The 25,156-nt window shown below is 62.8% G+C and carries 14 protein-coding genes; 2 read left to right on the forward strand and 12 right to left on the reverse strand.

Going from position 1 to position 25,156, the window contains the following annotated elements; genetic code table 11:
- Genes treZ through F758_RS0102850 form a run of 5 tightly spaced genes read right to left on the reverse strand, consistent with a single transcriptional unit; the run spans position 1 to position 11,256 of the window.
- Positions 1-1,767: a malto-oligosyltrehalose trehalohydrolase gene (gene treZ, locus F758_RS0102830; protein ID WP_024506423.1), complete on the reverse strand. Its 1,767-nt coding sequence runs from the start codon at positions 1,765-1,767 to the stop codon at positions 1-3.
- The gene (gene glgX / locus F758_RS0102835; protein ID WP_024506424.1) at positions 1,764-3,839 is read right to left on the reverse strand and encodes a glycogen debranching protein GlgX; all 2,076 of its coding nucleotides are present in this window, start codon (positions 3,837-3,839) and stop codon (positions 1,764-1,766) included. Before glgX ends, treZ begins: the two co-directional genes overlap by 4 nt.
- 3 nt (positions 3,840-3,842) lie before the next feature.
- The gene (gene glgB / locus F758_RS0102840) at positions 3,843-5,990 is read right to left on the reverse strand and encodes a 1,4-alpha-glucan branching protein GlgB (protein ID WP_024506425.1); all 2,148 of its coding nucleotides are present in this window, start codon (positions 5,988-5,990) and stop codon (positions 3,843-3,845) included.
- The gene (treS, locus tag F758_RS0102845) at positions 5,987-9,292 is read right to left on the reverse strand and encodes a maltose alpha-D-glucosyltransferase (protein ID WP_024506426.1); all 3,306 of its coding nucleotides are present in this window, start codon (positions 9,290-9,292) and stop codon (positions 5,987-5,989) included. The genes glgB and treS overlap by 4 nt, the downstream gene beginning before the upstream one ends.
- 8 nt (positions 9,293-9,300) lie before the next feature.
- Positions 9,301-11,256: an alpha-1,4-glucan--maltose-1-phosphate maltosyltransferase gene (locus F758_RS0102850; RefSeq protein WP_024506427.1), complete on the reverse strand. Its 1,956-nt coding sequence runs from the start codon at positions 11,254-11,256 to the stop codon at positions 9,301-9,303.
- A gap of 205 nt (positions 11,257-11,461) precedes the next feature.
- Here F758_RS0102850 and malQ point away from each other — a divergent pair, with 205 nt between their 5' ends.
- A complete protein-coding gene (gene malQ / locus F758_RS0102855) occupies positions 11,462-13,414 on the forward strand; it encodes a 4-alpha-glucanotransferase (protein WP_024506428.1) in 1,953 nt (650 codons plus the stop codon).
- Between the two features lie 25 nt (positions 13,415-13,439).
- A complete protein-coding gene (locus F758_RS0102860) occupies positions 13,440-15,245 on the forward strand; it encodes a glycoside hydrolase family 15 protein (RefSeq protein WP_024506429.1) in 1,806 nt (601 codons plus the stop codon).
- Between the two features lie 13 nt (positions 15,246-15,258).
- Here F758_RS0102860 and F758_RS0102865 read toward each other — a convergent pair whose 3' ends face one another.
- The 7 genes from F758_RS0102865 to F758_RS0102895 form a co-directional block, all read right to left on the reverse strand.
- Positions 15,259-17,001: an adenylate/guanylate cyclase domain-containing protein gene (locus F758_RS0102865; RefSeq protein WP_084305060.1), complete on the reverse strand. Its 1,743-nt coding sequence runs from the start codon at positions 16,999-17,001 to the stop codon at positions 15,259-15,261.
- A 150-nt stretch (positions 17,002-17,151) separates the two neighbouring features.
- On the reverse strand, positions 17,152-17,964 hold the full coding sequence (locus tag F758_RS0102870) for a Cof-type HAD-IIB family hydrolase (protein ID WP_024506431.1): 813 nt from the start codon (positions 17,962-17,964) through the stop codon (positions 17,152-17,154).
- A complete protein-coding gene (locus tag F758_RS0102875) occupies positions 17,961-18,518 on the reverse strand; it encodes a gluconokinase (protein WP_245286407.1) in 558 nt (185 codons plus the stop codon). The genes F758_RS0102870 and F758_RS0102875 overlap by 4 nt, the downstream gene beginning before the upstream one ends.
- Positions 18,511-19,257, reverse strand: a complete 747-nt coding sequence (pgl, locus tag F758_RS0102880; RefSeq protein ID WP_024506433.1) for a 6-phosphogluconolactonase — start codon at positions 19,255-19,257, stop codon at positions 18,511-18,513. The genes F758_RS0102875 and pgl overlap by 8 nt, the downstream gene beginning before the upstream one ends.
- Position 19,258: 1 nt before the next feature.
- On the reverse strand, positions 19,259-20,770 hold the full coding sequence (zwf, locus tag F758_RS0102885) for a glucose-6-phosphate dehydrogenase (RefSeq protein WP_024506434.1): 1,512 nt from the start codon (positions 20,768-20,770) through the stop codon (positions 19,259-19,261).
- Complete coding sequence (gene gnd, locus F758_RS0102890) at positions 20,767-21,804, reverse strand: phosphogluconate dehydrogenase (NAD(+)-dependent, decarboxylating) (RefSeq protein ID WP_024506435.1); 1,038 nt, start codon at positions 21,802-21,804, stop codon at positions 20,767-20,769. Before gnd ends, zwf begins: the two co-directional genes overlap by 4 nt.
- Positions 21,805-21,814: 10 nt before the next feature.
- Entirely contained in the window at positions 21,815-24,670 is a 2,856-nt protein-coding gene (locus F758_RS0102895; RefSeq protein WP_024506436.1) for a bifunctional transaldolase/phosoglucose isomerase, read from the reverse strand.
- Positions 24,671-25,156 lie beyond the last annotated feature (486 nt).

The raw sequence follows: 25,156 nt of genomic DNA on the forward strand, positions 1-25,156 counted from the left end.
TCACCCTCCGAGACGCCAGAACACCGACCAGGGCGGGAGCCGGTCGCCGGGTTCGCCGCCCCAGATCGGCGAGCCCTGGCTTTGTGTTGCGTGGTGGGTGATCTCGGCGGAGGACAGGTTGGCCAGGAGATGCAGGCGCGCACCGTCGCCCATGCGCCAGTCCGCCATCAACAAGCCGTCGTCGTGCGCCTGCGCCTTGCCAAAACTCGCGCCCGACAGCCGCGGCGCGATCTCGCGTTGGCGCACCTTGAGCAGCCGCTGCACCAGCGCCAGCCGCGCCTGTCCTGCCGGCGTGTGGCGCGATTGCCAGTCGAGCACGGCGGATTGGAAGGTGGTGATGTCGAGCGGATCGGGTACCTCTTCGCCATAGCGCGCATAGGCCCAGGCATATTCACGGCGACGTCCCTTGCGGACGGCCTCGGCGAGTTCGCCGTGAAAGTCGCAGAAAAAAGGAAATGGCGCTTTCGAGCCCCATTCCTCGCCCATGAACAGCATTGGCGTCATCGGCGCGAGCAGGGTTACAGTCAGCGCCGCCTCGATGCCCTTTGCGCCAGCCAGCGACTCGAGCCGATCGCCCAGCGGCCGGTTACCGATCTGATCGTGGTTCTGCAGGAAATTCACGAAGGCGGTGGGAGCGAGATGGCCGCTCGGCTCGCCGCGCGGCCTGCCGCCCCAAAACTCCGAGACTTCACCCTGATAGACAAAGCCGGAAGCAAGCGAGCGCGCCATGTCGGCGAGCGGCGAACGCTGATAGTCGCCGTAGTAGCCGTGGGATTCGCCGGTCAAGAGCACATGCCAGACATGGTGATAATCGTCGTTCCATTGAGCGCGGTACTTGCCGCGCGGCGGCTCCTCGACGGTGTCGAGCAGGCTTGCGATATTGTCGCCATTCTCCAGCACGAGATGAATGTGCCGGCCGGTTTCGGCGGCGAGTTCGCCGGCCGCGCGGCTCAAGTCATGCAGCATCGGGACCTCGCCCGGCTCGGTGAGGATCTGGTTGATGGCATCCAGCCGCAAGCCGTCGAAGCGATAGTCGCGCAGCCAATGCAGCGCGTTCTCGATGGCAAAGGCGCGCACCTCCGACACGCGATAGTCGATCGCGCTACCCCAAGGCGTATGCGCGTCGGTGAAGAAGCTCGGTGCATAGCGGCCGAGATAATTCCCCTCCGGGCCGAAATGGTTATAGACCACGTCAAGAAACATCATCAATCCGCGCTGATGTGCGGCATCGATCAGCGCCTTGAGATCGTCGGGGTGGCCGTAGGCGCTGTCGGGGGCGTACCACAGCACGCCGTCATAGCCCCAGTTGCGCTGTCCCGCGAAATCGGCGAGCGGCATCAGCTCGAGCGCGGTGATGCCGGTCTCGACGAGGTGGTCGAGCTTGCCGATCATGGCGCGATAGCTGCCTTCGCGTGTGAAGGTGCCGACATGGCTTTCCAGTAGAACAACCTCGTGCCAGGGGCGTCCACGCCAGTCGCTTGCGCTCCATTGGAAGCGATTGTGGTCGATCAGCTCGCTCGGCCCGTTGACGTCTTCCGGCTGGAAGTCGGAGGCCGGATCGGGCACATCGATCTCGTCATCGATGCGAAATTTGTAGCGCGTGCCGCCCTTGAGTCCGGCAACGCCGGCGGAAAACCAGCCGTCTTGGCCGCGCTGCATTGGCTGCGGTTGGTCCAGGATCAGGTCCACGCGCCTTGCGGCTGGCGCCCAGAGGCGAAACATGGCCCCAGCGTCGGTCAGGCTGGCGCCAAATTGCCGCGCCCTCATGCCGAACCCGCAAAGGCCAGCACCGAGCGGGGTGGCGCCTTGTGATCGGCGCCCGCGACAAAATCGGCCGGGGTTTGTTTAGCCTCGGTTGTGTTGAGGACCTGTCGCCAGCTCTTGTATTCGGTCATCGTCGGTAGCTTGAAGGCGATCTCTTCGAGGGCGGCATTCAAAACGATAAAGATCGGCGGCCGTCCTTGTTCCAAAGGACCGAGCACATAGGCGAGAAAACGCCCTTCGGGAAACTTCCAGTCTTCCTCCTTCATTTCTTCGGCGTCCGGCCGCAGCCACAACACGCCGAAGGAGCCATCGGAGCGCCGCCCGTCGAGCCAGCGCCGGTTGCGCAACTGCGGAAAGCGGCGGCGCAACTCGGTCATGTGGCCGACGAAATCTATCAGATCGTCACCTTCGCGGCCGAGCCCATCCCACAATACCCAGCCCACCTCATTGTCCTGGCAATAGGCATTGTTGTTGCCGAACTGGGTGTTGCCGACCTCGTCGCCTGCTAAGATGAGAGGCACGCCTTGCGCCATAAAGAGGCAGGTTAGCTGGTTCTTGCGAAGCTGGCGCCGTAGCGCGAGGATGTCGGGATCGTCGGTCGGCCCTTCGACGCCGCAATTATTGCTGTGGTTGTCGTTGGAGCCGTCGCGGTTGTCCTCGCCATTGGCCTCATTGTGCTTCTGGTTGTAGCTGAACAAATCGGCCAAGGTGAAACCGTCGTGGACGGTGATGTGATTGATGCTCGCGCGCGGCACGCGGCCATCGTGATTGAACAGGTCGGAGGAGCCGGTCATGCGTCCCGAGATCTCCCCGATCAGGCTGCCTTCGCCGCTCCAGTAACGCCGCATCGCGCTGCGATAGCGGTCGTTCCATTCCGACCATTGCGAGGGAAATGCGCCCACCTGGTAGCCGCCGAGCCCAAGGTCCCACGGCTCGGCAACGAGCTTTACACTTGCCAGCACCGGGTCCTGGCGCACCGCAGTCAGAAAGGAAGAGCGGCGATCGAAGCCGTTCGGGCCGCGGCACAGCGTCGTGGCAAGATCGAAGCGGAAGCCGTCGACATGGCAAACCTCGACCCAGTAACGGAGCGAGTCCATCACCATTTGCAGCACGCGCGGATGACTGAGATTCACCGATGAGCCGCAGCCGGTGAAGTCGTCATAATAGCGCGGGTTGTCCGGCATCAGCCAATAATACGAGGCATTGTCGATGCCGCGGAAGCAGAGCGTGGGGCCGAGGTGATTGCCCTCCGCGGTGTGATTATAGACGACGTCGAGCATCACCTCGATGCCGGCATCGTGCAGGCGCGCCACTGTGGTGCGAAAGGCATCGAGCGCATTGTCCTGCGCATAGCGCGGCTCCGGCGCGAAGAAGGCGAGCGTGTTGTAGCCCCAGTAATTGGCAAGCTTCCGCTCCACCAGCGCCCGATCGTCGATGAAGCCGTGGATCGGCAACAGCTCGATCGTGGTGACGCCGAGCCGCTTCAGATGCGCAATCACAGCTGGCGATGACAGGCCGCCATAGGTGCCGCGCAGATTGGGCGCCACATCTTCGCGCTTCTGCGTCAGTCCCTTGACGTGCGCCTCATAGATGATGGTCTCCTCCCAGGGAATGCTCGGGCGGATTTCGCGACGGCCCCAGTTGAAGGTCTCGTCCGCCACGACGGCCTTCGGCATGCCGCGCGCATTGTCACGACGGTCGAAGGAAAGGTCCTCGCGCGGGCTCCCGGTGCGGTAGCCGAAATGCGCGTCACTCCACACCAGCCTGCCTGCGAGGCGCTTGGCGTAGGGATCGAGCAGGAGCTTGTTGGGATTGAAGCGATGCCCATGCTCCGGCTCATAGGGGCCGTGAACGCGATAGCCGTAAAGCTGTCCCGGCGAAACGTCGTTGAGATAGCAGTGCCAGACATCCTCGGTGCGTTCGGGCAATTCGATACGTTCAAGCTCGCGACGGCCCTGGCTGTCGAAGAGGCATAGTTCGACCTTGGTGGCGTTGGCGGAGAACAAGGCAAAATTGGTGCCCCGGCCGTCCCAGCTTGCACCGAGGCGGGCATGGGTTCCGGCGCTCAATCGCATGTTTTAGTTTTCCGGTACCAGGAATATCGCTGCCAGCGGCGGGATCGTGAGGCTGAGCTCGGGTACGAGCTCCTCTGAAGCGAGAACCTCACCGATATTTCCGACATTGCTGCCGCCGTAATGCGCCGAGTCCGAATTGAAAACCTCGTACCACTTGCCGGCAAACGGCACGCGGACGCGGTAATTATAATAGACATTTGGCGAGAAATTCACCATGACCAGGCAACGCGCCCGCGCCTCATTGCCCTTGCGCATCCAGGCAAACACGTTGTTGTCGGCGTCATCCGTGATCAGCCATTCGAAGCCTGCGGGATCGCAATCCAGCTCGTGTAGCGCGGGCAGTGCGCGATAGAGCCGGTTGAGATCGCGGACCAGCGACTGGATGCCGGCGTATTTCTTCTGCTCGAGCAGGTGCCAGTCGAGCGAATGTTCATGCGCCCATTCGCGTTCCTGGCCAAATTCGCAGCCCATGAACATCAGCTTCTTGCCGGGATGGCCGAACATGAAGCTGTAATAGGCGCGCAGGTTCGCAAAGCGCCGCCACTCGTCGCCGGGCATGCGTCCCAGGATCGAGCGTTTGCCGTGGACGACCTCGTCATGCGACAGCGGCAGGATGAAATTTTCCGAGAAGGCGTAGTGCAGGCCGAACAGGATGTCGCCATGGTGATGTCTGCGATAGATCGGATCCTTGCCGATGTAGCGCAGCGTGTCGTGCATCCACCCCATGTTCCACTTGTAGCCGAAGCCCAAGCCGCCGAATTCGACCGGGCGCGACACCTGTGGCCAGGCCGTGGATTCTTCGGCCGCCGTGGTGGCGTGCGGAAAACGGGCGAACACTTCGGTATTGAAGCGGCGCAGGAACTCGATGGCCTCGAGATTTTCTCTGCCGCCATATTTATTGGGAATCCAGGCTCCGGCCGGGCGGCTGTAGTCGAGATAAAGCATGGAGGCGACGGCGTCGACGCGAAGCCCGTCGACGCCATAGCGCTCCAGCCAGAACAGCGCATTCGACACCAGAAAATTGACCACTTCGGTGCGGCCATAATTGTAGATCAACGTGCCCCAGTCGAGGTGCCGGCCCTGCAGCGGGTTGGCGTGCTCATAAAGCGCGGTGCCGTCGAAATGCCCGAGCCCGTGCGGGTCGTCCGGAAAATGTCCGGGCACCCAGTCGATCAAGACGCCAAGCCCCTCGCGATGGCAGGCATCGACCAAAGCGGCAAAGTCCTGCGGCTGGCCGAAGCGGCTGGTCGGTGCGAACAGGCCCGTCGGCTGATAGCCCCAGGAGCCGTCGAAGGGATGCTCGCTGACGGGCAGAAACTCGACGTGTGTGAAGCCGAGATCGCGGGCATAGGCGGGTAGCTGCTCGGCCAGTTCGCGATAGGTCAGCCACTCATTGTTGCCCTTGCGGCGCCAGGAGCCCAGGTGCACCTCATAGATCGAGATCGGGGCGCCCAGCGCGTTGATGCCCGCGGGCAGCGGACGCGGATGCGGAATCTTGCTCTCGTCAAAAACGATCGATGCGGTCTTGGGGCGCACCTCCGTCGCAAAGGCCAGCGGGTCGGCCTTCAGCGGCAGCGGCTGGCCTTGCGGGCCGACAATGTCGAACTTGTAGTGATCGCCGACCTTGGCGTGCGGGATGAACAGCTCCCAGTAGCCGACGCCGCGCACGCGCATCGGATGCCGCCGCGCGTCCCAGAAATTGAAATCGCCGACCACGCTGACCCGCCGCGCGTTCGGCGCCAGTACCACGAAGGCGATGCCCTCGACGTCGTCAAGTATGAGCGGGTGGGCTCCGAGCTTGTCATAGAGCCGCTGATGCGTGCCTTCGCCGAGCAAATAGAGATCGAAGTCGCTCAAGACGGGAGGAAAGCGGTAGGGGTCTTCGAGATCGACGACGTTGTCGCCGAACTGGGCGCGCAATTGATAGCGTTCTGGGCCGTTCGGCAGCGCGCCTGCAAACAAGCCGGCGTCATGAATGCGGGCGAGCGATGCGACGTCGCCGCGCTCGCCGATCGCCTCGACTTTGGAGGCTTCGGGCAGGAAGGCGCGCACCACGGTCTTGTCGCCTTCCTTGTGCAGGCCGAGGTAGCGGAACGGATCGGAGTGGCGGCCTTCGATGATGGCGTAGGCCTCCGCGGAGAGCTTGTTCATGAGGCCTCGTGGACGGGTTCGGGGGTCAAGATGCGAATGGCTCCGGTGAGCGGGACGCGCAGCCATTCCGGCCGGTGCGACAGCTCATATTCGATCTCGTAGAACGCTTTTTCCAGCAGGAAGAAGTTCAAGAGCTCTTGCGCGGCGCGCGGATCGGCCGGCCACAGCCGCTGGTTGGTCATGATCTCGCGGTAACCGGCTATGAAGGCGGCGGTCGAGCGGTCGCGCCAATCGGCCAGCGCCGCGGCCAGTTTGCCCTGTTCGTCCGCCGCCACCTTCAGCGCGCGCTCGAGCGCGGCCGTCACCGAATAGTCGATGGAGCGGATCAGGCCCGCGACGTCGCGCGCGGCCGGGGCCTTGCGCCGCCGTTCGATCAACGACCGGCGCGGCTCTCCTTCGAAATCGATGATGAAGATATCGTCCTTGACGATCAGCATCTGGCCCAGATGAAAATCGCCGTGATGGCGGATGTTGAGCCCGTCGATGTCGGGCGGCAACAGGGCCCGGAGCTGGTCTTCCAGCCTGGGGTGCTGCGCGAGCAGTTGATCGACCAGCGGACGATCGGCCTCCTTGAGGCTATCGCGGCGCTGCTTCAGCGTGTCGAATACGCGCTCGACCCGCGTCATGACGTCGGCGATCCAGCGCTCGGTATCCTCCGGCCGGGTCGGCTCAGGCACAAAGTCGGCAAGCTCGGAATTGCTCGCAAGCGCCAGGTGCATCTCGGCGACCCGCCGCCCGGTTTGCGAGATCAGGCGCAGATAGGGCGGCAGTTGTTCGCTTTCACTGGGATGCTCGCTCGCGGCCAGCACGCGCTGCTCGTCGACGAAGCGATCGAGATAGGCCGACGTCACGGTCCAGCCATCGCCCTGGTTCTGCACGAAGGCATGGACCACGCCGATCGCGCTGTGCTGATCGCCTTCGGTGAATTCGCAGCTCCCGAGCAGCGCCGGGGTGTTGGCAAAGCCCGCGACTTCGGTGAGGAAGCGGCCGACCTCGATCTCGGGATTAATGCCAGGCTCCAGCTTGCGATAGATCTTCACGACGTAGTCGTTGTCGACCAGGGCGGTGGAGTTGGACTGTTCGGTCTCGACCGCGCGAACGCTGTGGGGCTGGTGGATCGGCCGGTCCGAAAACTTGCTGGTCGGCCGGAATTCCAGTCTCAGGCCGTTCTCGTCGACTACAAGGTGCTGCCGCAAATTGCGCAGGAACAGGGCGATGAAGATATGATCGCTCGCAACATCGAGCAGCGTGCCTTCGCGCGCGCCCTGGCGCACGGCCGCCAACGCCTTGGGATTATAGCGCTCGCGATCGAAGCGCACCCATTCGATCTGCATGGGCAGTACGTAGCGGCTGGTGATGCCGTGTAGCGTAGTCTCGAAGAATGCGAGCCAGGGGCGATTGTCGCCGATGTCGCAGAACGGCACCGCGGACGTCACGTGAGGGTGGATTTGCTTCGGGTCGCGCTCGGGGAACCAGCGCGTCCGCGCCAAGTGCCCCGGCAGCACGTCGCGCTCGAATACGCCGCGCGTGCGGGCGAGCGACACCCAGGTCGAATTGACCGGCACCACCAGCGTCTCGAATTCGGGCAGCGCGCGCGGCGGCGGCGGCTCCGATTTGTCGCGCTCCTGCAGCTGGAACCAATAGAAGCCGTAGGGCGCGAGCGTAACCATGTAAGGCAGTTCGCCGATTGCCGGAAAGCGCGTGCGGCCGAGCATTTCCAGCGGAATGCGCTCCTTCCAGGGCGACAGGTCGAGCTCGGTCGCCTGCGCCGCGCGCGAGAGGTTGGCGACGCAGAGAATGACCTCGTCCTTGTACTGCCTGACATAGGCCAGCACCGCGCGATTGGTCGGGCGGATGAAGGTCATGCTGCCGCGGCCGAAGGCCAGCGTCGATTTGCGCACCGAGATCAGTCGTTTGGTGGCGGATAACAGTGAGGACAGGCTGCGCGACTGCGCCTCGACATTGACCGCCTCATAGCCGTAGACCGGGTCCATGATCAGCGGTGCATAAAGCCGCGCGGGGTCGCAACGCGAGAAGCCGCCATTGCGGTCGGGACTCCACTGCATCGGCGTGCGCACGCCGTTGCGGTCGCCTAGATAGATGTTGTCGCCCATCCCGATCTCGTCGCCGTAATAGATGATCGGCGTGCCCGGAAACGAGAACAGAAGCGAGTTCATCAGCTCGATCTTGCGCCGGTCATTGTCCATCAGCGGCGCAAGCCGCCGGCGGATGCCGAGATTGATGCGCGCGCGGGGGTCATGCGCGTAGGTCGACCACAGATAGTCGCGCTCGACGTCCGTGACCATTTCCAGCGTCAGCTCGTCATGGTTACGCAGGAACAGCGCCCATTGGCAGTTCGGCGGGATATCCGGCGTCTGGCGCAGGATGTCGGTGATGGGAAAGCGGTCTTCCTGCGCAATCGCCATGTAGATGCGAGGCATCAGCGGGAAGTGATAGGCCATGTGGCACTCGTCGCCCTGGCCGAAATACTCCTGGACGTCCTCCGGCCATTGATTGGCCTCCGCCAGGAACACCTTGTTCTTGGAATAAGCGTCGAGCTCGACCCTCAGGCGCTTGATGATGGCGTGGGTCTCGGGCAGGTTCTCGTTGTTGGTGCCTTCGCGCTCGCACAGATAAGGAATAGCGTCGAGCCGGAATCCGTCAACGCCCGCATCGAGCCAGCGCTTCATCACCTGCATGATGGCGCTGACCACGCGTGGATTGTCAAAGTTGAGATCGGGCTGGTGCGAGAAGAAACGATGCCAGTAAAACTGGCCGGCTTCCGGATCCCAGGTCCAGTTCGATTTCTCGGTATCGGTGAAGATGATGCGCGTGCCCGTATATTTCTGATCGGTGTCGCTCCACACATACCAGTTGCGCGCGCTCGAATTGGGATGGCTGCGCCGGGCGCGCTTGAACCATTGATGCTGGTCGGAAGTATGGTTGATCACGAGTTCGGTGATCACCCGCAAGCCCCGCTTCTTCGCCTCCTGGATGAAGCGCTTGAAATCCTTCATCGTCCCGAAATCGGGATTGACGGAGCCATAATCGGAAATGTCATAGCCGTCATCGCGCCCGGGCGAGGGGTAGAACGGCAGCAGCCACAACGTGGTGACGCCGAGATCCTGTAAATACCCGAGCTTCTCGGTCAGGCCAGCAAAATCGCCGATGCCGTCATTGTTGCTGTCGGCAAAGGCCTTGACGTGCAACTGATAGATGATCGCGTCCTTGTACCAGAGCTCGTCGCCGTCAAGAGCGGTGACGGGTAGCTCTTCGGTATCGATGGCTGACAGCACGTTCATGGCGCCACTCATGCAAGGCAGCGGAAGAACAGCGCGGGGTCGCGATCAGGATCGATCCGCAAGCGGATGCCGCCCCAATCCAGCGCGGATCGTTCGCCGGTGACAAGGTTCTCCACCGCCGCCACGTGCCGGCGCTCGCCATTCACGGTGACCAGCGTATCACCAAGCGGCAGCCAGAATTCGTGAATGCCGTGCGACAGCGCGACCGCCACCGCAACCGTATTGGTCTGGTCGACCGACTGCTTCACAAACGCAGTGACGTTGCCGTCTTCGATCCCGACGAAGCGCAGGTTGGAGGTCTGCTGCAGCGCCGAGTTCTCGCGCCGGATGCGGTTGAGCTCGCTGATATAAGGCTTGATATTGCCGGGCTTATTCCAGTCGCGCACCTTGATCTCGTATTTCTCGGAATCGAGATATTCCTCGCGGCCCGGGATCGGCTCGTACTCCAGCAGCTCGAAGCCGTTGTAAATGCCGTAGGTCGACGAGAGCGTGCCCGCGAGCGCAACGCGCGATTTGAACATCCAGGGCTCGCCGCCCTGCAGATGGTAGGGCAGGATATCCGGCGTGTTGGTGAAGAAGTTCGGGCGGTAGAAATCCCGCTCCGGATAACCGGTGAGCTCGCTCAGATATTGCTCGATTTCCCACTTCTGCGTGCGCCAGGTGAAATAAGTGTAGGACTGGGTGAAGCCGAGCTTCGCGAGGCCCTTCATCAGTTTCGGGCGGGTAAAAGCTTCGGCCAGGAAGATGACGTCGGGATGGCGGCGCTGCACCTCCTTGATCAGCCATTCCCAGAACCGCAACGGCTTCGTGTGCGGATTATCGACCCGGAAGATCTTGACCCCCTGATCGACCCAGAACAGCACGACATCGCGCAGCGCATTCCACAGACTTCCGGCGTCCTCCGATGCAAAATCGGGGTTGACGATATCCTCATATTTCTTCGGCGGATTTTCCGCATAGCGCATCGAGCCGTCGGGCCGTCGCCTGAACCATTGCGGGTGCTCTTTGAGCCAGGGATGATCGGGTGAGCACTGCACCGCAAAATCAAGCGCGACTTCCATGCCAAGCGCGGTGCAGGCCGCGACGAACTCGCGAAAATCCTGCAAGCTGCCCAATTCCGGATGCACGGCATCATGGCCGCCCTCGGCGGCACCGATGGCATAGGGGCTGCCGGGATCGCCTTCCGCAGCGGTCACTGAATTGTTACGGCCCTTGCGGTTGATCCGGCCGATCGGATGGATCGGGGTGAAGTAGATCACGTCGAAGCCCATGGCCCCGACATCCGGAAGGCGCGCGATGCAGTCCTTGAAGGTGCCGTGCTGACCCGCGACCGTGCTCTGGCTGCGCGGGATCATCTCGTACCAGGTGCCGTAGCGCGCCCGCGGCCGGTCGATCACGAGTGGAAAGAGCTGCGACCGCGTCAGGTCCGGCCGCGCCTGACTTGCAGCCATCGCATCCTGCAACTCTGCCGTGAGCAGGGCGGAGCTATCGCCGTTCTGCAGGAACAGTTCGCATTGCCGGACGATCAGGGCAGCTGTCTCCGGGTCCGGAGCTTCCGCCTTCGTCAGCATGCCCGCGCCTTCGATGGCGTCGACGCTCACGTCGACACCCGCCTTCTGCTTCAACTCGAAACCGTGGCGCCAGGTCGCGAATTCATCGGTCCAGGCTTCGATGGCATAAACATGGCGACCAAGCGTGTCGGGCACGAAAGCGGCGAACCAGCGATCGTTGCTGTGCAGAGTCATCGGCGTGCGGCGCCACTCGCGCTCATTCTCGGGTCGCCAGATCAGCGCCGCCGCAGTGACGTCATGTCCGTCACGATAGATATCCGCCCACACCTCGATACGCTCGCCGACGATCCGTTTCACCGGAAAGCGGCCGCCGTCGATCAATGGGTAGACGTCTTCAATATGGAAGGCGCCGCTGGTCGTGGCGCCCTCGACAATTTGAGCAGTTTTGTTCACGGTGATGCCATAGACATGGAATTGAGGTCCCGTTTCGTCAGACAGACAAGGAGACGCTCGCAACCCATATAAAAAGCCTATTCCCGGCCATTGGTTCCCCGGGGAACGCCGAGGATATCTGAGAGTTAGACACGGCTATCCTCTTCCGGTATTTGGAGAAATTTGCGACGGCCCGCGAGGGCCTCGCGTGCAAAGCGCGTGCCGAATGGACATCTACGCTACAGCCAGAAATCTCGGAATCCAGAGCGAATATATCGACGGTCAAGGTCGCGCCCGTGTGACGGATCAGGCCGCGCTCCAGATTATTGTCGACGCCATGCCGGCGTCGGCGCCGTGTCGCCTCTTGCCGGGCCCGGTGGTGATCCGACAAGGACATCCCTCGCAAAGCGAGTTCAGCCGGGAGGCGGCCTTGCGCTGGAAAATTGTCGCAGGCGGGCAAACTGTCGCAGAGGGGCAGGCGGCGGAGCCGGCCGTGCACTGGCCCAATGATCTCGCAATCGGCGTCTACCGCCTGCATTTGGCCGATGCTGCGGGGAGCAACGAAGACCTGCCGCTGATCGTGACGCCGCGCCGGGCGTTCGGGGGTGATTTCGACCGCTGCTGGCTGCTCGCGGTCCAACTCTACGGCGTTCGTTCCCAGCGCAACTGGGGCATTGGCGATTTCACCGATCTTGAAGCGCTGCTGAGGCTCGCCTGCCACCTCGGCGCGGATGGCGTCGGTCTCAATCCGCTGCATGTGTTGTTTGATGATCGACCCGCGGATTGCAGTCCTTACGCGCCGAACAGCCGGCTGTTTCTCAATCCGCTCTATGTCGATGTGGAGAGAATCCCCGAATTGGCGCACGATACGGCTTCGCGCAACCGCGAGACGCTGACGCGGCTGCGCGCGCTCGATGTTGTCGATTATGTTGCGGTTGCCGAGCTGAAGTGGTCGGCGCTGCGGCTTGCTTTCGAGCATTTCACGTCTAGTCCTGCGCTCGAACGTCGGCGTGATTTTGACCAATTCCGCAAGGAACGTGGCGCGCTCTTGCAGCGCTTCGCCTGCTTCGAAGTGCTGCGGCACCGTTTCGGTATCCCATGGTGGGAATGGCCGGAGGAGTGGCGGCGCCCCAGCGAGGCCAAATGCGCCGACATGCGCGCGGGCGCCGATGGGCGGGAGATCGAATTCATCGAATTCGTGCAATGGACGGCCGATCGGCAGCTCCAAGCCTGCAAGGATTTTGCCGGTCGGCTCGGGATGAAGGTCGGGCTCTATCTCGATGTCGCCGTCGGGGTGCAATCCGATGGGTTTGATGCCTGGAACGAGCAGGACGCGATCTCGCGACAACTCGCGGTTGGCGCGCCGCCCGATGCCCTTAATACCCAAGGCCAGGATTGGGGCTTGGCGGGCTTCAATGCGGCGGGCCTGGAGCTCCACTCGTTCCAGCCGTTCCGCGACATGCTCCGCGCCTCAATGCGCTATGCCGGCGCAATCAGGCTCGACCACGTGCTCGGGTTGAAGCGGCTTTATCTCGTGCCGCGCGGCTTCCGTCCCGACAATGGCGCCTATGTGCAAATGCCCTTCGAGGCGCTGCTTGCCGTTGCCGCGCTGGAGAGCGTCGCGCACGCCTGCGTCATCATTGGCGAGGACCTCGGCACGGTGCCGGCGGGCTTTCGCGAGCAGATGGCTGATTGGGGCGTCTGGTCCTACCAGGTGATGATGTTCGAGCGCGACGAGCAGGGACGCTTTCGCGGCATTGATCATTATTCGGCTAATGCGCTCATCACCTTCAACACCCACGATCTGGCAAGTTACGCCGGCTGGCGCTCGTTCAGCGATCTCAAGCTGAAGCGCTCGCTCGGGATCGATCCGGGCGAAAGCGAGGACGCGCGCTGGTATGCGCTCGGCATGCTGGACGAGGCGCTGCGCAGTTGCGGCATCGGAGGGCATGACCTCTATTCGGTCGTGAGCTTCCTGGCGCGGACCAGATCGCGCCTGCTTGCGATCTCGTTGGAGGATTTGTTGGGCGTCATCGACCAGCCCAACATTCCCGGCACGATCAATGAACACCCGAACTGGCGGCAGCGGGTGCCCGTTGCGGTCGATCAGATCGCCTCGGCCGTTGACGTCGCGGCGCTGAAGGCGGCAACGGGGGAACGCACGCACATCAAGGGCTAGAGCGGGACGGCATCGGTGAACGAAATTGTCCTCGAGAATTGAAGATTATGGCCTGATCGGCGATTGCGAAACCGCAGCTCTCGTGGGCCGCGACGGATCGATCGACTGGTTATGCTGGCCTGCTTTCGATTCGGACGCCTGCTTTGCCGCACTGCTCGGCGACAGGAGAAACGGCCGCTGGCGGATCGCGCCAGCCGATGAGGTTACAAGATCCTCGCGCCGCTATTGGGACGACACGCTGATTCTGGAGACTCAGTTCGAGACTGCCGATGGCGCCGTGGCCTTGATTGATTTCATGCCCCCGCGCGGGAAGGCCTCCGATATCGTTCGTCTGGTGCGGGGCTTGCGCGGAAGGGTCAAAATGCGGATGGAATTGATCATCCGCTTCGGCTTCGGCAACGACATTCCCTGGGTCAAGCGCAGCGAGGACCGCTCCGCGTTGCTTGCGATCTGTGGGCAGGATATGACGGTGTTGCGTACGCCCGTGGAGACGCGAGGCGAGGACCTGACCACGGTCGCCGATTTCGACGTCGGCGCGGGCGAGACCATTCCCTTCGTGCTCTCCTACGGTCCGTCGCATCTGCCGCCGCCCGACCCGATCGATCCCGCAACCGCGTTGCAGGAAACCGAAGATTTCTGGACCGACTGGTGCAGCCGTTCCACTTACCGGGGCGAGCACCGCAAGCTCGTCATGCGGTCCCTGATGACCCTGAAGGCGCTGACCTATGATCCGACCGGCGGCATCGTCGCCGCACCCACGACCTCATTGCCTGAAAAGCTCGGCGGCGCCAGGAACTGGGATTACCGCTTCTGTTGGCTGCGTGATGCCACTTTCACCCTGCTGGCCGCGATGAATTCGGGCTACACCGAAGAAGCCATGGCCTGGCACAATTGGCTGTTGCGTGCCGCCGCGGGCAGCCCGGCCAACATGCAGATCATGTACGGCATCAAGGGCCAGCGCCGGCTCTGGGAGTGGGAGGCGGATTGGCTACCCGGCTACCAAGGCGCCCAGCCGGTGCGGATCGGCAATGCCGCGCATGCGCAGCTTCAGTTGGACGTGTATGGCGAGTTGATCGACGTATTTCACCAGTCGCGCATGACCAAACTGCAGCTCGGGGAGGAAAGCTGGGGCCTGGAATGCGCGGTGCTCGACCATCTCACTGAGGTCTGGGACAAGCCGGATCACGGTATTTGGGAGCGGCGCGGCGATCCCAAGCACTACGTGTTTTCCAAGGTGATGACCTGGGTCGCGTTCGACCGCGGTATCAAGAGTGCCGAGACTTTCGGCTTCAAGGCGCCGCTCGAGAATTGGCGATCGCTGCGCGAGCGCATTCACCGCGACGTTTGTGCGAAGGGCTTTGACAGCGCGCAGAACACGTTCGTCGAATCCTACGGCTCGCGCCTGCTCGATGCCAGCATCCTGCTGTTGCCCTCGGTCGGATTCCTGCCGCCGTCGGACCCGCGGGTGCGCGGCACGATCGCCGCGATCGAGCAGCACATGATGCGCGATGGTTTTGTCCTGCGCCATGATCCGCGCGAGGTCAGCGACGAGCGACAGCCGATCGAGGGCGCCTTTCTCGCCTGCACGCTGTGGCTTGCCGACGCCCATGTGCTGGCTGGAAATATCGAGAAGGCGCAGGTGCTGTTCGATCGGATCGTGAAGATCGCCAACGATCTCGGGCTGCTCGCGGAGGAATTCGATTCGGACGTCGGCCGTCAGCTCGGCAATTTCCCGCAGGCGCTCACGCACATCGCGCTGATCAATACGGCCCACAACCTGGACGAAGCGCGCATCTCCAGCGAAAAGCCTGCGATGCAGCGCTCGCAATAGCCGCCGTATCAGGCTATTTGCGCTCCATGTGCCAGGAGCCGTTCCAGTCGGCCGCCGGCGGCTTGCTCTGGAAATCGTCGATCCGCTTCAAAAGCGCCAGTGAAGGCCCGTCGTTGTCGACCGCCTCAAGCGCGGCCGTGAAGGCGCTGCGGGCCTCCGCCCACTTCTGAGCTCTATAGGCGGCGAGCCCTTCGGCATATCTGGCGCGCAAAGCCAATTGGTCTGGCGTAAGCGCCCCGTTCCTGCCCATGAGCTCGAACACCGGCTGCGCATGGGTTTGTCCGACCACGGCCAAGCGATCGATTTCCCTTACCTCCACCATCGAGCCCGCCGCGGCTATCGTAGCCTCCGAGACTAGCGCGCGGGTGCCGTATTCCTTGTTCACCGCCTCGAGCCGGGATGCGAGATTCACCGCATCGCCCATCACGGTGTAACTCATCATGAATTCCGAGCCGATGCTGCCGGCAAGCACTTCGCCGGTGGCAATGCCGATCCGGATATCGCATTCCAAGGAGATCGAGCGCACGTCGAGCAGATCAGGCAGTCGCTTGTGCAAGGTCTCGAGGCTGTTGATCATGTCGATCGCGGCGAGGCAGGCAAGGCCGGCCTGGTCCTTCTCGTCCACGAATGGCGGGCCCCAATAGGCCATGATCGCGTCGCCAATATATTTGTCGATAATTCCCCGGTGCTTTCGGATCGGACCGGACATGGTCGACAGATAGCAGTTTATGATCTTGACGAGGCCTTGCGGCGTGACGCCCTCACTCAGAGGCGTGAAGCCCTTCATGTCGCAGAACAGCACCGTCATGACGCGGCGCTGCCCCTTGGTGGCGCTCAGCTCGGTGTCACCAATCATTCCTTCGGCGATCTTGGGGTCGAAATATCTGCCGAAGGTTTCCCTGATCTTTTCGTTGCGGCGGAGCCGTTCGACCATGCGATTGAAGGCGGCGGAGAGCTGGCCGATTTCGTCTGTCGTCGACACGCTGATCGGCCGGTCGAGATGACCGGCCTCGACCTCGCGCGCGCCTTGCAACAGGCGGAGCACCGGGCGCGTGATGCCGCTGCTGACCAGCAGGGCAAAGCCCAATCCGATCGTTGCCGCCAGCGCGGTGACCGCCGTGGAGATCAATATGGCTTGTTGCTGCTTGCGGATGATGGTCGACGTGCTGGCATAGACCTGCTTCAGCATGTCGGCGCGTATTTCATCGATTTTCTGCGTGTATTCATCGCGAAGCGAATCGGCTCGTGCAAGCGAGTTTCTGACCTCCGTATAGTTCTTCGCCTCGAGCTGCCGCATCAATGCCGCATCCTCGTCGTTCAAGTGACGACGGAAATCGTTGGTGACGTCTTCAATTCGGGTCTCGATGCGGCCCAACGCAGCGTTGTCGGAAGGCGTGCTGGGGTCTTCGATAATGGAGATAATGAGCTTGCGCGCTGCTTCCGCCTCTTGCTCGACCTCGGCATTCTTGCTCTGAAACATACGCAGCCGCGCCGTATAGGCCTGCTCGTCCGGCGGGTTCTGCATCCGGGCGATCATCATCTGGCGCAACGAGAGCGCGCGCTCGAGCGAGCGGATATCGACCCGGGCCAGATGGCCGTAGGCGGGTATGTATTTTGCGAGCAGCTCGTCCAGCAGATGGCCGACTGTGTTCGCCATGAACACGGAAAGAACTGACGTAAATATCATCAGGGCGATCAGCCCGATCGCGATTCCGACGATCTTCCTCCTGATCGACGGGCGAAATATCCAGTTCATCGGGCGCCCTGAGGAGCTATTTTGGTAAAAGGCTGGCGCCTGACAATGCCTGAATTCCGCTCGCCGGCCAATGAATAGAAGCCCATCCCCGGGGCATGGTGCGCCCGGGCGGCTGATTTTGTGCGATGCAAGGAACGCGAAGGGCGACGGCTACCGCTTCGAATTTTCTTCCAGGATCATCTCCATCGCTATCGCAAATCCCTCCTCGTCGTTGGAGGCGGTGACGCGATCGGCGTGTTTCTTGACCTCGTCGGTGGCATTGCCCATCGCGATGGAAAAGCCGCTGACGTCGAACATCGCCAAATCGTTCTGCATGTCACCGATGCTGGCGACAGCGTCGGTCGCAATGCCGAGCCGCTTTGCGATGGCCTGGACGAAGGTGCCCTTGTTGTGGCCGGGCGGAGTGACGTCGAGATAGTAGCTCTGGGAGCGGACGGCGGTTGCCTGGCCGCCCAGGGTTTCTTGCATGAGCTGTTCACAGCGGATCAAGAGGTCGGGGTCCGAGCTGGAGCCGACCACCTTGCAGGCGCGCGTGACGTAGGGCGTGAAATCGTCGATCACGGTCGGATCGGCCTTGATCGCCCGTTTCTCGTGCGGAACGTATTCGCCATGGCCGTTGCGTGTGAGCCACAGCTCGTTCGTGAACAGCCAGATGTCGATGCCGTACTCGGCGAGCAGATCGAGACTGCTCTGCGTGGCGGAGGCGGGCAGCAGGTGCTGCTCGATTGGCTTCATCTGGGGATCGACGATCGAGCTGCCGTTGAACGGGCCAATCGGCAAGCTGATTGCCAGCGGTGCGGCGAGAAAATGCATGCCGATGGTCGGCCGGCTGGAGGTGATGGTGAAGCCGATGCCGCGCTGGTGCAATTGATGCACGGCGGCCCTTGCGCGGTCGGTCAGGGCTTTGTCTCTGGTCAACAGCGTGCCATCGACGTCGGAGACCACGAGTTCGATACGGTTCATGTGCGGCTCCGGCGCGGCAGGATGGTCTCGGGATGGCCAAAACCGAGCTGACCCAGGATAGCATCGACAATGTCCTGCACCGGCGGCTCGATCGAGACCGTCACTGGGCGCTCGTCCGCGCCTGGCGGCTCCAGGGTGGCGAATTGGCTCGCGAGCAGGCCGGCTGGCATGAAGTGGCCCTTGCGGCGACCGAGCCGCCTCGCGATCAGGGGTTCCGTGCCGTTAAGATAGACGATCCGGACGTCAGTTCGACCGTGCACGAGGATGTCGCGATAGGCGTGCCGTAGCGCAGAGCAGGCGATAACGACACGCTCGTCGGCCGCAGAGGCGCGGTCGATCTCGGCGGCGATGGCGCGCAGCCAGGGCCAGCGGTCCTCGTCCGTGAGCGGCTGTCCCGCGCTCATTTTGGCGACGTTGCTCGGTGGGTGAAAGGCGTCGCCATCCTCGAAGCGCCAGCCGAGCCGCGCCGCCAGGGCCTGGCCGATCGTGCTCTTGCCCGATCCCGACACACCCATGACCACCAGCGCGCAGGGTATTTCCTCGCCCTCATTCACCGCCAAAGCTCTCCGGGAGCGCGCCCTTGTCGATCAGCCAGACCGTCTCGCCGACCGATTGCGCGCGATTCGCCGGCAGGTTCTCCCCGGCGAGCAGGCGCGTCAAGATCGCACGCTTCTCGCCGCCTGCCACTTCGAACAGCATTTCGCGGCAGGCCTCGAGTGCCGGGAAGGTCAGGGTCACCCTCGGCACGTGCGGTTCGACCGGCGCGGTCGGCACGCCCACCACCCAGCGCGCGCGCTCGTCAAGCGCGGCATAACCCGGAAATAGCGAGGCGGTATGGCCGTCGGGCCCGGCGCCCATCAGCACGACATCGAAGAGCGGTTTTGCGGGGTCCGGTTGCTCGGCGCCATAGAAGGATTTCAGCTCGCGCTCATAGCGACGGGCGCACTCATCCGGGCTCGGATGATCGGTCGGAATCGGATGGATGTTATCGGCCGGTGCGCACCGATCGAGCAAGATCTCTCGCGCCATGCTCATGTTGTGCAGGGGATCGCCGGGCGCGACAAGCCGTTCATCGCCAATGAACCAGTGTACGCGCTCCCAGGGGATCCGCCTGCGATAGGGGTCCTGCGCCAAAAGACCATAGAGCCGCTTCGGGCTCGAACCGCCGGTCAGACATATCGCGATCCGTCCGGGATTGCCGGCGATTCTTGTGAGCAGCCGCTCGGCGGCGGTTTGCGCAAGCGCGTCCGGATCGGAAACTGTAATCAGCCGCCGATGGTCGCCCAAGCCCATTTCAGAGCTTCCGCCAGCTACGGCCGTCGCGCTTCAACAGGTCGACTGCGCCCTGCGGGCCCTCGCTGCCGGCCGCGTAGGATTCCAGCCCCTTCGCACCGGCTTTCTTCCAGGCGTCCAGGAAGGGCTGCACAGCCTGCCAGCCGGCCTCGACGCTGTCGGCGCGCTGGAAGAGAATATTGTCGCCGATCATGCAGTCATAGATCAGCGTCTCGTAACCCGTTGCCGGCTCGGCTTTGAAATAGTCCTTATAGTGGAACTTCATCTGCACGCCGTCGATCCGGACCGTCGGCCCCGGCACCTTGGTGTTGAATTGCAGAGTGATGCCTTCGGTGGGTTCGATGCCGATCACGAGATAATTTTCAGTGAGCTGCTCGACCGGCGTGCATTGGAACATCGCGAACGGCGCCTCGCGGAATTTGATCGCGACTTCCGTCCGCTTGGCGCTGAGCGACTTGCCGGTGCGAAGATAGAAGGGCACGCCGGCCCAGCGCCAATTGTCGATGTTGAGTTTCAGCGCGACATAGGTTTCCGTCGTGGTGTCGGGCCTGACATCCTTGATCTTGCGATAATCAGGGACCTCAGTGTCGCCGATCTTGCCGGCGGTGTACTGGGCGCGCACGGAATTTTTCAGCGCGTCTTGCTCGCTCTCGGTCTGGATCGCGGCCAGCACCTCGCCCTTTTCCGTACGCACCGTATGCGCGTCGAAGCGCGCCGGCGGCTCCATCGCGATCAGGGATAGGAGCTGAAACAGATGGTTCGGCACCATGTCGCGCAGCGCGCCGGTCGAGTCATAGAAGCTGCCGCGGTGGGGAACGACGGGAAGCTTCTCCTCGACCGTGATCTGCACGTGATCGATGTGATGCCGGTTCCAGATCGGCTCGAACATGCCGTTGGCGAAGCGCAGAACCAGGATGTTCTGGACCGTCTCCTTGCCGAGATAATGATCGATCCGGTAGATCTGGTGCTCGTCCAGGATGCCGAGCAGCTCCGCATTGAGGGCGCGCGCCGAGGCAAGATCGGTCCCGAACGGCTTTTCGACGACCAGCCTGCGCCAGGCGCCGTGATCTTCCTTGAGCAGGCCGACGCGGCCGAGCTGTTGGGCAATCGGAGCGAACGCGTTGGGTGGCGTCGCAAGGTAAAACAGGCGGTTGCCGCCGGTATTGCGGTTGGCTTCCAGCTTTTCGATCCGCTCCTTGAGGCGATCGATCGAACGTGGATCGCCGGGATCGGCCTCGACCGAGGTCACGCATTCAAGCAGACGGTTCGCGATCTTGTCGTCCACGGGACGGGTGGCGAACTGCCGCAGGCCTTTCATGAGGCTGTCGCGCAGTGCGTCATGCGACATGCCGCGGCGGGCGACGCCGACCACGCAGAATGGATCCGGCAAAAGCCCGCCGGCCGCGAGATTGTAGAGGGCGGGAATCACCAGGCGGTGCGTCAGGTCACCGGTGACGCCGAAGATGACGAAAGCGCAGGGCGGTGGCTTCTGGTTGGGCTGGAAGTCTGTCACGAACGGCCGGCCTTGGGTTTGACGATGTCGGGTGCGTTCTGCCGCGCCGGGTCGGCGTGCTGTTGCGGCTCCTTATGGCCGCCAAATCCGGCGCGCATTGCCGAGAGAATTTTTTCCGCAAAGGTGTGTTCCTTGCGGGAGCGAAAACGCGCAAACAGCGCCGCGGTGAGGACTTCGGCCGGCACCGCCTCGTCGATGGCCGCGTTCACGGTCCAGCGGCCTTCGCCGGAATCCTCGACATAGCCGGAATAGCCGCTCAGGCTGGGGCTGTCGGCCAGCGCCGTCGCGGTCAGGTCGAGCAGCCAGGAGGGAATGACGCTGCCGCGCCGCCAGACCTCGGCGACATCGGCGATGTCGAAGTCAAAACGATGGTCGGGCGGCAGCCCCTCGCTGTTGGCGTTCTTGAGGATGTCAAAGCCTTCCGCATAGGCCTGCATCAGGCCGTATTCGATACCGTTGTGGATCATCTTGACGAAGTGACCGGCACCGATCGGACCGGCGTGGATATAACCTTGCTCGACACGGGGGTCACGGCCGTCCCGCCCGGGCGTGCGCGGAACGTCGCCGGCGCCCGGCGCGAGTTTGGCGAAGATCGGATCGAGCCGGTCGACCACGGCCTTGTCGCCGCCGATCATCATGCAATAGCCGCGTTCGATGCCCCAGATGCCGCCGGAGGTGCCGACATCGACATAATGGATGCCGCGCTCCTTCAGCGCCTTGCCGCGGCGGACATCATCCTGCCAAAAGGTGTTGCCGCCGTCGATGACGACGTCGCCGCTTTCCATCAGCTTCGACAGCGCGTCGATCGTGGCCTCGGTGATGGCGCCGGCCGGCAACATCACCCAGGCGGTGCGTGGTTTGTCGAGCTTTGCGACGAAGTCTTCCAGCGTGGCGGCGCCCGTTGCGCCGTCTTCCGCAAGGCTCGCGACCGCCCTGGAATCCTTGTCGTAGACGACGGCCGTATGTCCGTTCCGCATCAGCCGGCGGACTATATTGCCTCCCATCCGTCCCAAGCCGATCATACCAAGCTGCATGTGACCACCTCTAAGCCAGCGCCTGCTCGATGGCCGCATCGAGCATTTTCAGGCCCTTTTCGAGATCGCCCTTGAGGTGCACGCGCAGCGCGCGCCGGCCGCGCTCGGTCAGCACGTCGAAATCGCCGCGCGCCTGCGCCGCCTTGATCACGCCGAAGCTGGCCTTCTGGCCGGGGATTTTCAGGTCCTTGGTGTCATCGGCGGTGATCTGCAGGAACACACCGCTGTCCGGACCGCCCTTATAGGCCTGTCCCGTCGAATGCAGGAAACGCGGGCCGAACTCGGCGCAGGTCGCGACACGGCGGTTGTCGCGTAGCCTCAGCCGCATACGCTGCAGGGCATCGATATGTTCGGCGTCGCGCTCGATATAGGCGAGCAGCGCCACATAGTCGCCGCTCTGTACGCGCGACAGGTGCGCTTTCAGCCATGAGCCGAGCTCGCCATTGGCGCCGGCCTTGCGCAGATCCGTCGCGTTGCCGTCGTCCGTGAAGATATCGGCCGCTTTGGAGGCCACCACCGGTTTTTCCGCCGGCAGCTTGCCGGTTTTCTCAAACGCCCCGGTCAATTCGCGCGTCTTGATCTTGGCGCTTTCGACGTCCGGCTGATTGAAAGGATTGATGCCAAGGACGGCGCCGGCGACGGCGGTCGCCATTTCAAAGCGGAAGAATTCCTGGCCGAGGTGCTCGATCGACTTCATGACGATGCGCGCCACCGGGTGCCCCGCCTTCTCCAGCGCCGTGAGCTTGTCGTCGTGGCCGGGGTCGTCTTCGCCCTCGGTGCGGATATCGATGAAGAAGCGGTCGTCGCCATAAAGGTGAGGTTCGCCCAGCGGCTCGCCGTCGATCGGGATCAGCCCCTTGCCTTCCTTGCCCGTGGACTCCGCGATCAACTGCTCCGCCCAGGCGCCGAAATCGGCAATCTTCTTGGACGAGATGATCGTCACCTTGTCGCGGCCTTCAAGGCCGGCCTGTCCCAGAGCCAGCCCGAGCTGCACGCCGGGATTTTCATGGGGCGGTACGTCGGCGGCGCAGGAGCGCACCATGGAGAGCGCGTGCGCAATCAGGCTGCGGACGTCGATGCCGGCGGCTGCCGCCGGCACGAGGCCAAAGGGCGAGAGCACGGAATACCGGCCGCCGATGGAAGGCTCGCCGTGAAAAACGCGCGCAAAGCCCTGCCTGATCGCCGTCTTCTCCAGCGAGGAGCCGGGGTCGGTGACCGCGATGAAGCGGTGGCCGGCCTTCTTGGCGCCGATCGTCTTGGCGACGCGATCGAAGAAATAGTCCTTCATTGCGTTAGGCTCGGTGGTTGAGCCGGATTTGCTGGAGACGATGAACAGGGTCTTTCCGATATCGACCCGCGCCTCCATGGCGCGCACTTCGGCCGGATCGGTCGAATCCAGGATGTGCAGTTTCGGGAAGCCCGGCTTTTTCGGGAAGGTCATCGCAAGGACCTCTGGCCCGAGGCTCGAACCGCCCATCCCCAGGACGACAGCGTCGGAAAAATTTTGCCCCTTCACGCGCTGGGCAAAGTCCTCGTAATCGGCGACGTCGGCCTTGGCGGGACTGGTCAGCCAGCCCAGCCATTTGTCCTCGTCGGTGCCGGTCCACACCGTCTCGTCGTGGTGCCAAAGCCTGCGCACCTTCGCAGAGGCACGCCATTCCTCGGTGTCCTTGGCGACCGCCTTGCCAAGCTCGCTCGTCAGCGCAAGGTGCTGCGGATCGAGGGCGCCGCCCAATACGGTGACGCGCTTGTGCGCGACCGCGCCATAGAGCTTGTCGGCGGAGTCGGCGAACAGCCTGACGCCATCCTTCACCAGCTCGGCCGTGATGGCGTCAAGCGAGATGCCGGATTTCTCCAGCTCGCTGAGAACCTGCCTCGCCTCGTCGATATTCTCTTCCAGGCTGTCGCGCAGCTTCCCGTGGTCACGGAAGGCGTCGAGCGTCGCCGGCGGCATGGTGTTGACGGTATCGGGACCGATCAGCTCTTCGATATAGAGGACGTCGCTGTAATCCTTGTTCTTGGTGCCGGTCGAGGCCCACAGCAGCCGCTGCGGCCTGGCGCCCTTGGCGGCGAGCTTCTCCCAGCGGGCATCCGCGATGAGCTTCTTGTATTCCTGATAGGCGAGTTTTGCGTTCGCGATCGCGACCTTGCCCTTGAGCGCGGCAAGCCGTTCCTTTTCGGTCGGATCGTTGGCCTTGGCGATCTTCTCGTCAAGCTGCTTGTCGACCATCGTGTCGATACGGCTGACGAAAAAACTGGCGACGCTGGCGACATGGGAGGGATCGCCGCCGCCTTCGATGTACTTCTCCAGTCCCGTCAGATAGGCCTCCGCCACCTGCAGATAGACCTTTTGCGAGAACAGAAGCGTGATGTTGACGCTGATTCCTTCGCTGGTCAGTTGCTCGATGGCGGGCAAGCCCTCGGGCGTGGCCGGCACCTTGATCATCAGGTTCTTTCGGTGAACGTCTTTCCAGAGCCGGCGCGCCTCCGCGATCGTGGCTTTGGTGTCGGTGGCGAGATAGGGTGAGACCTCCAGGCTGACAAAGCCGTCCTTGCCGTCCATCGAGTCATAGACCGGGCGCAGCACGTCGGCGGCGTGCTGGATATCGGCCACCGCGAGCTCCTCGAACAGCTCAGTCACCGGCCGGTCGGCGCGGTTCAGCGCCTTGCCGATCGCGCCGTCATATTCGTCGGAGGAGCCGATCGCCTTCTCGAAGATCGAAGGATTGGAGGTGATGCCTTTGACGCCATCCTCGTCAATCAGTTCTTTTAGGTCGCCCTTGGCGACGAAGCCGCGGGCCAGGAAATCCAACCAGACCGACTGGCCGTGCTTTTCGAGTGCTTTGACGGGATTGACGGGATTCATGATGCCTTTTTCCGTTCGAGCTGGTTCTACTTCCGGAACTCCGCCAGCTTTCTGGCGCCACAATGGATTGTCAACCGGCCTACCGCCGCGGACGGAAAATAGTGCCCGAGGAAAGGTAACGCTGGTCGCGCCGCTTCGATCCAGAAAATCTGCCCCCACTTAGCGGCAATTGCGGAACAATTTCGTGACAATGCCGGGCCTGCGGGTCGCTAGGGCCGCAATCCTATTCAAGGCGGTAAGAGGCCCCGCTGCTGCAGCTCAGCGATGCGCATTACGCTGCCCGTATCGGCGCGGACGGGATCGCCGGGCTCCCGCAAGCGAAACGAATGTCGTCATTGTTTTTTCGACGAACGCACAATTGCAACCGTCGCCGGTATGTGATGCCAAGGCGGAGCGGATAGCCGGCATTTCGGTGCTCTCCAGAGCTTCGCCGCGGCAACTTCCTGTTTGGGGTATGCCGGCGACCTGCGTCATAGCGGCGCATAA

The organism is Bradyrhizobium sp. ARR65, from assembly GCF_000472385.1.
Lineage (GTDB): Bacteria > Pseudomonadota > Alphaproteobacteria > Rhizobiales > Xanthobacteraceae > Bradyrhizobium.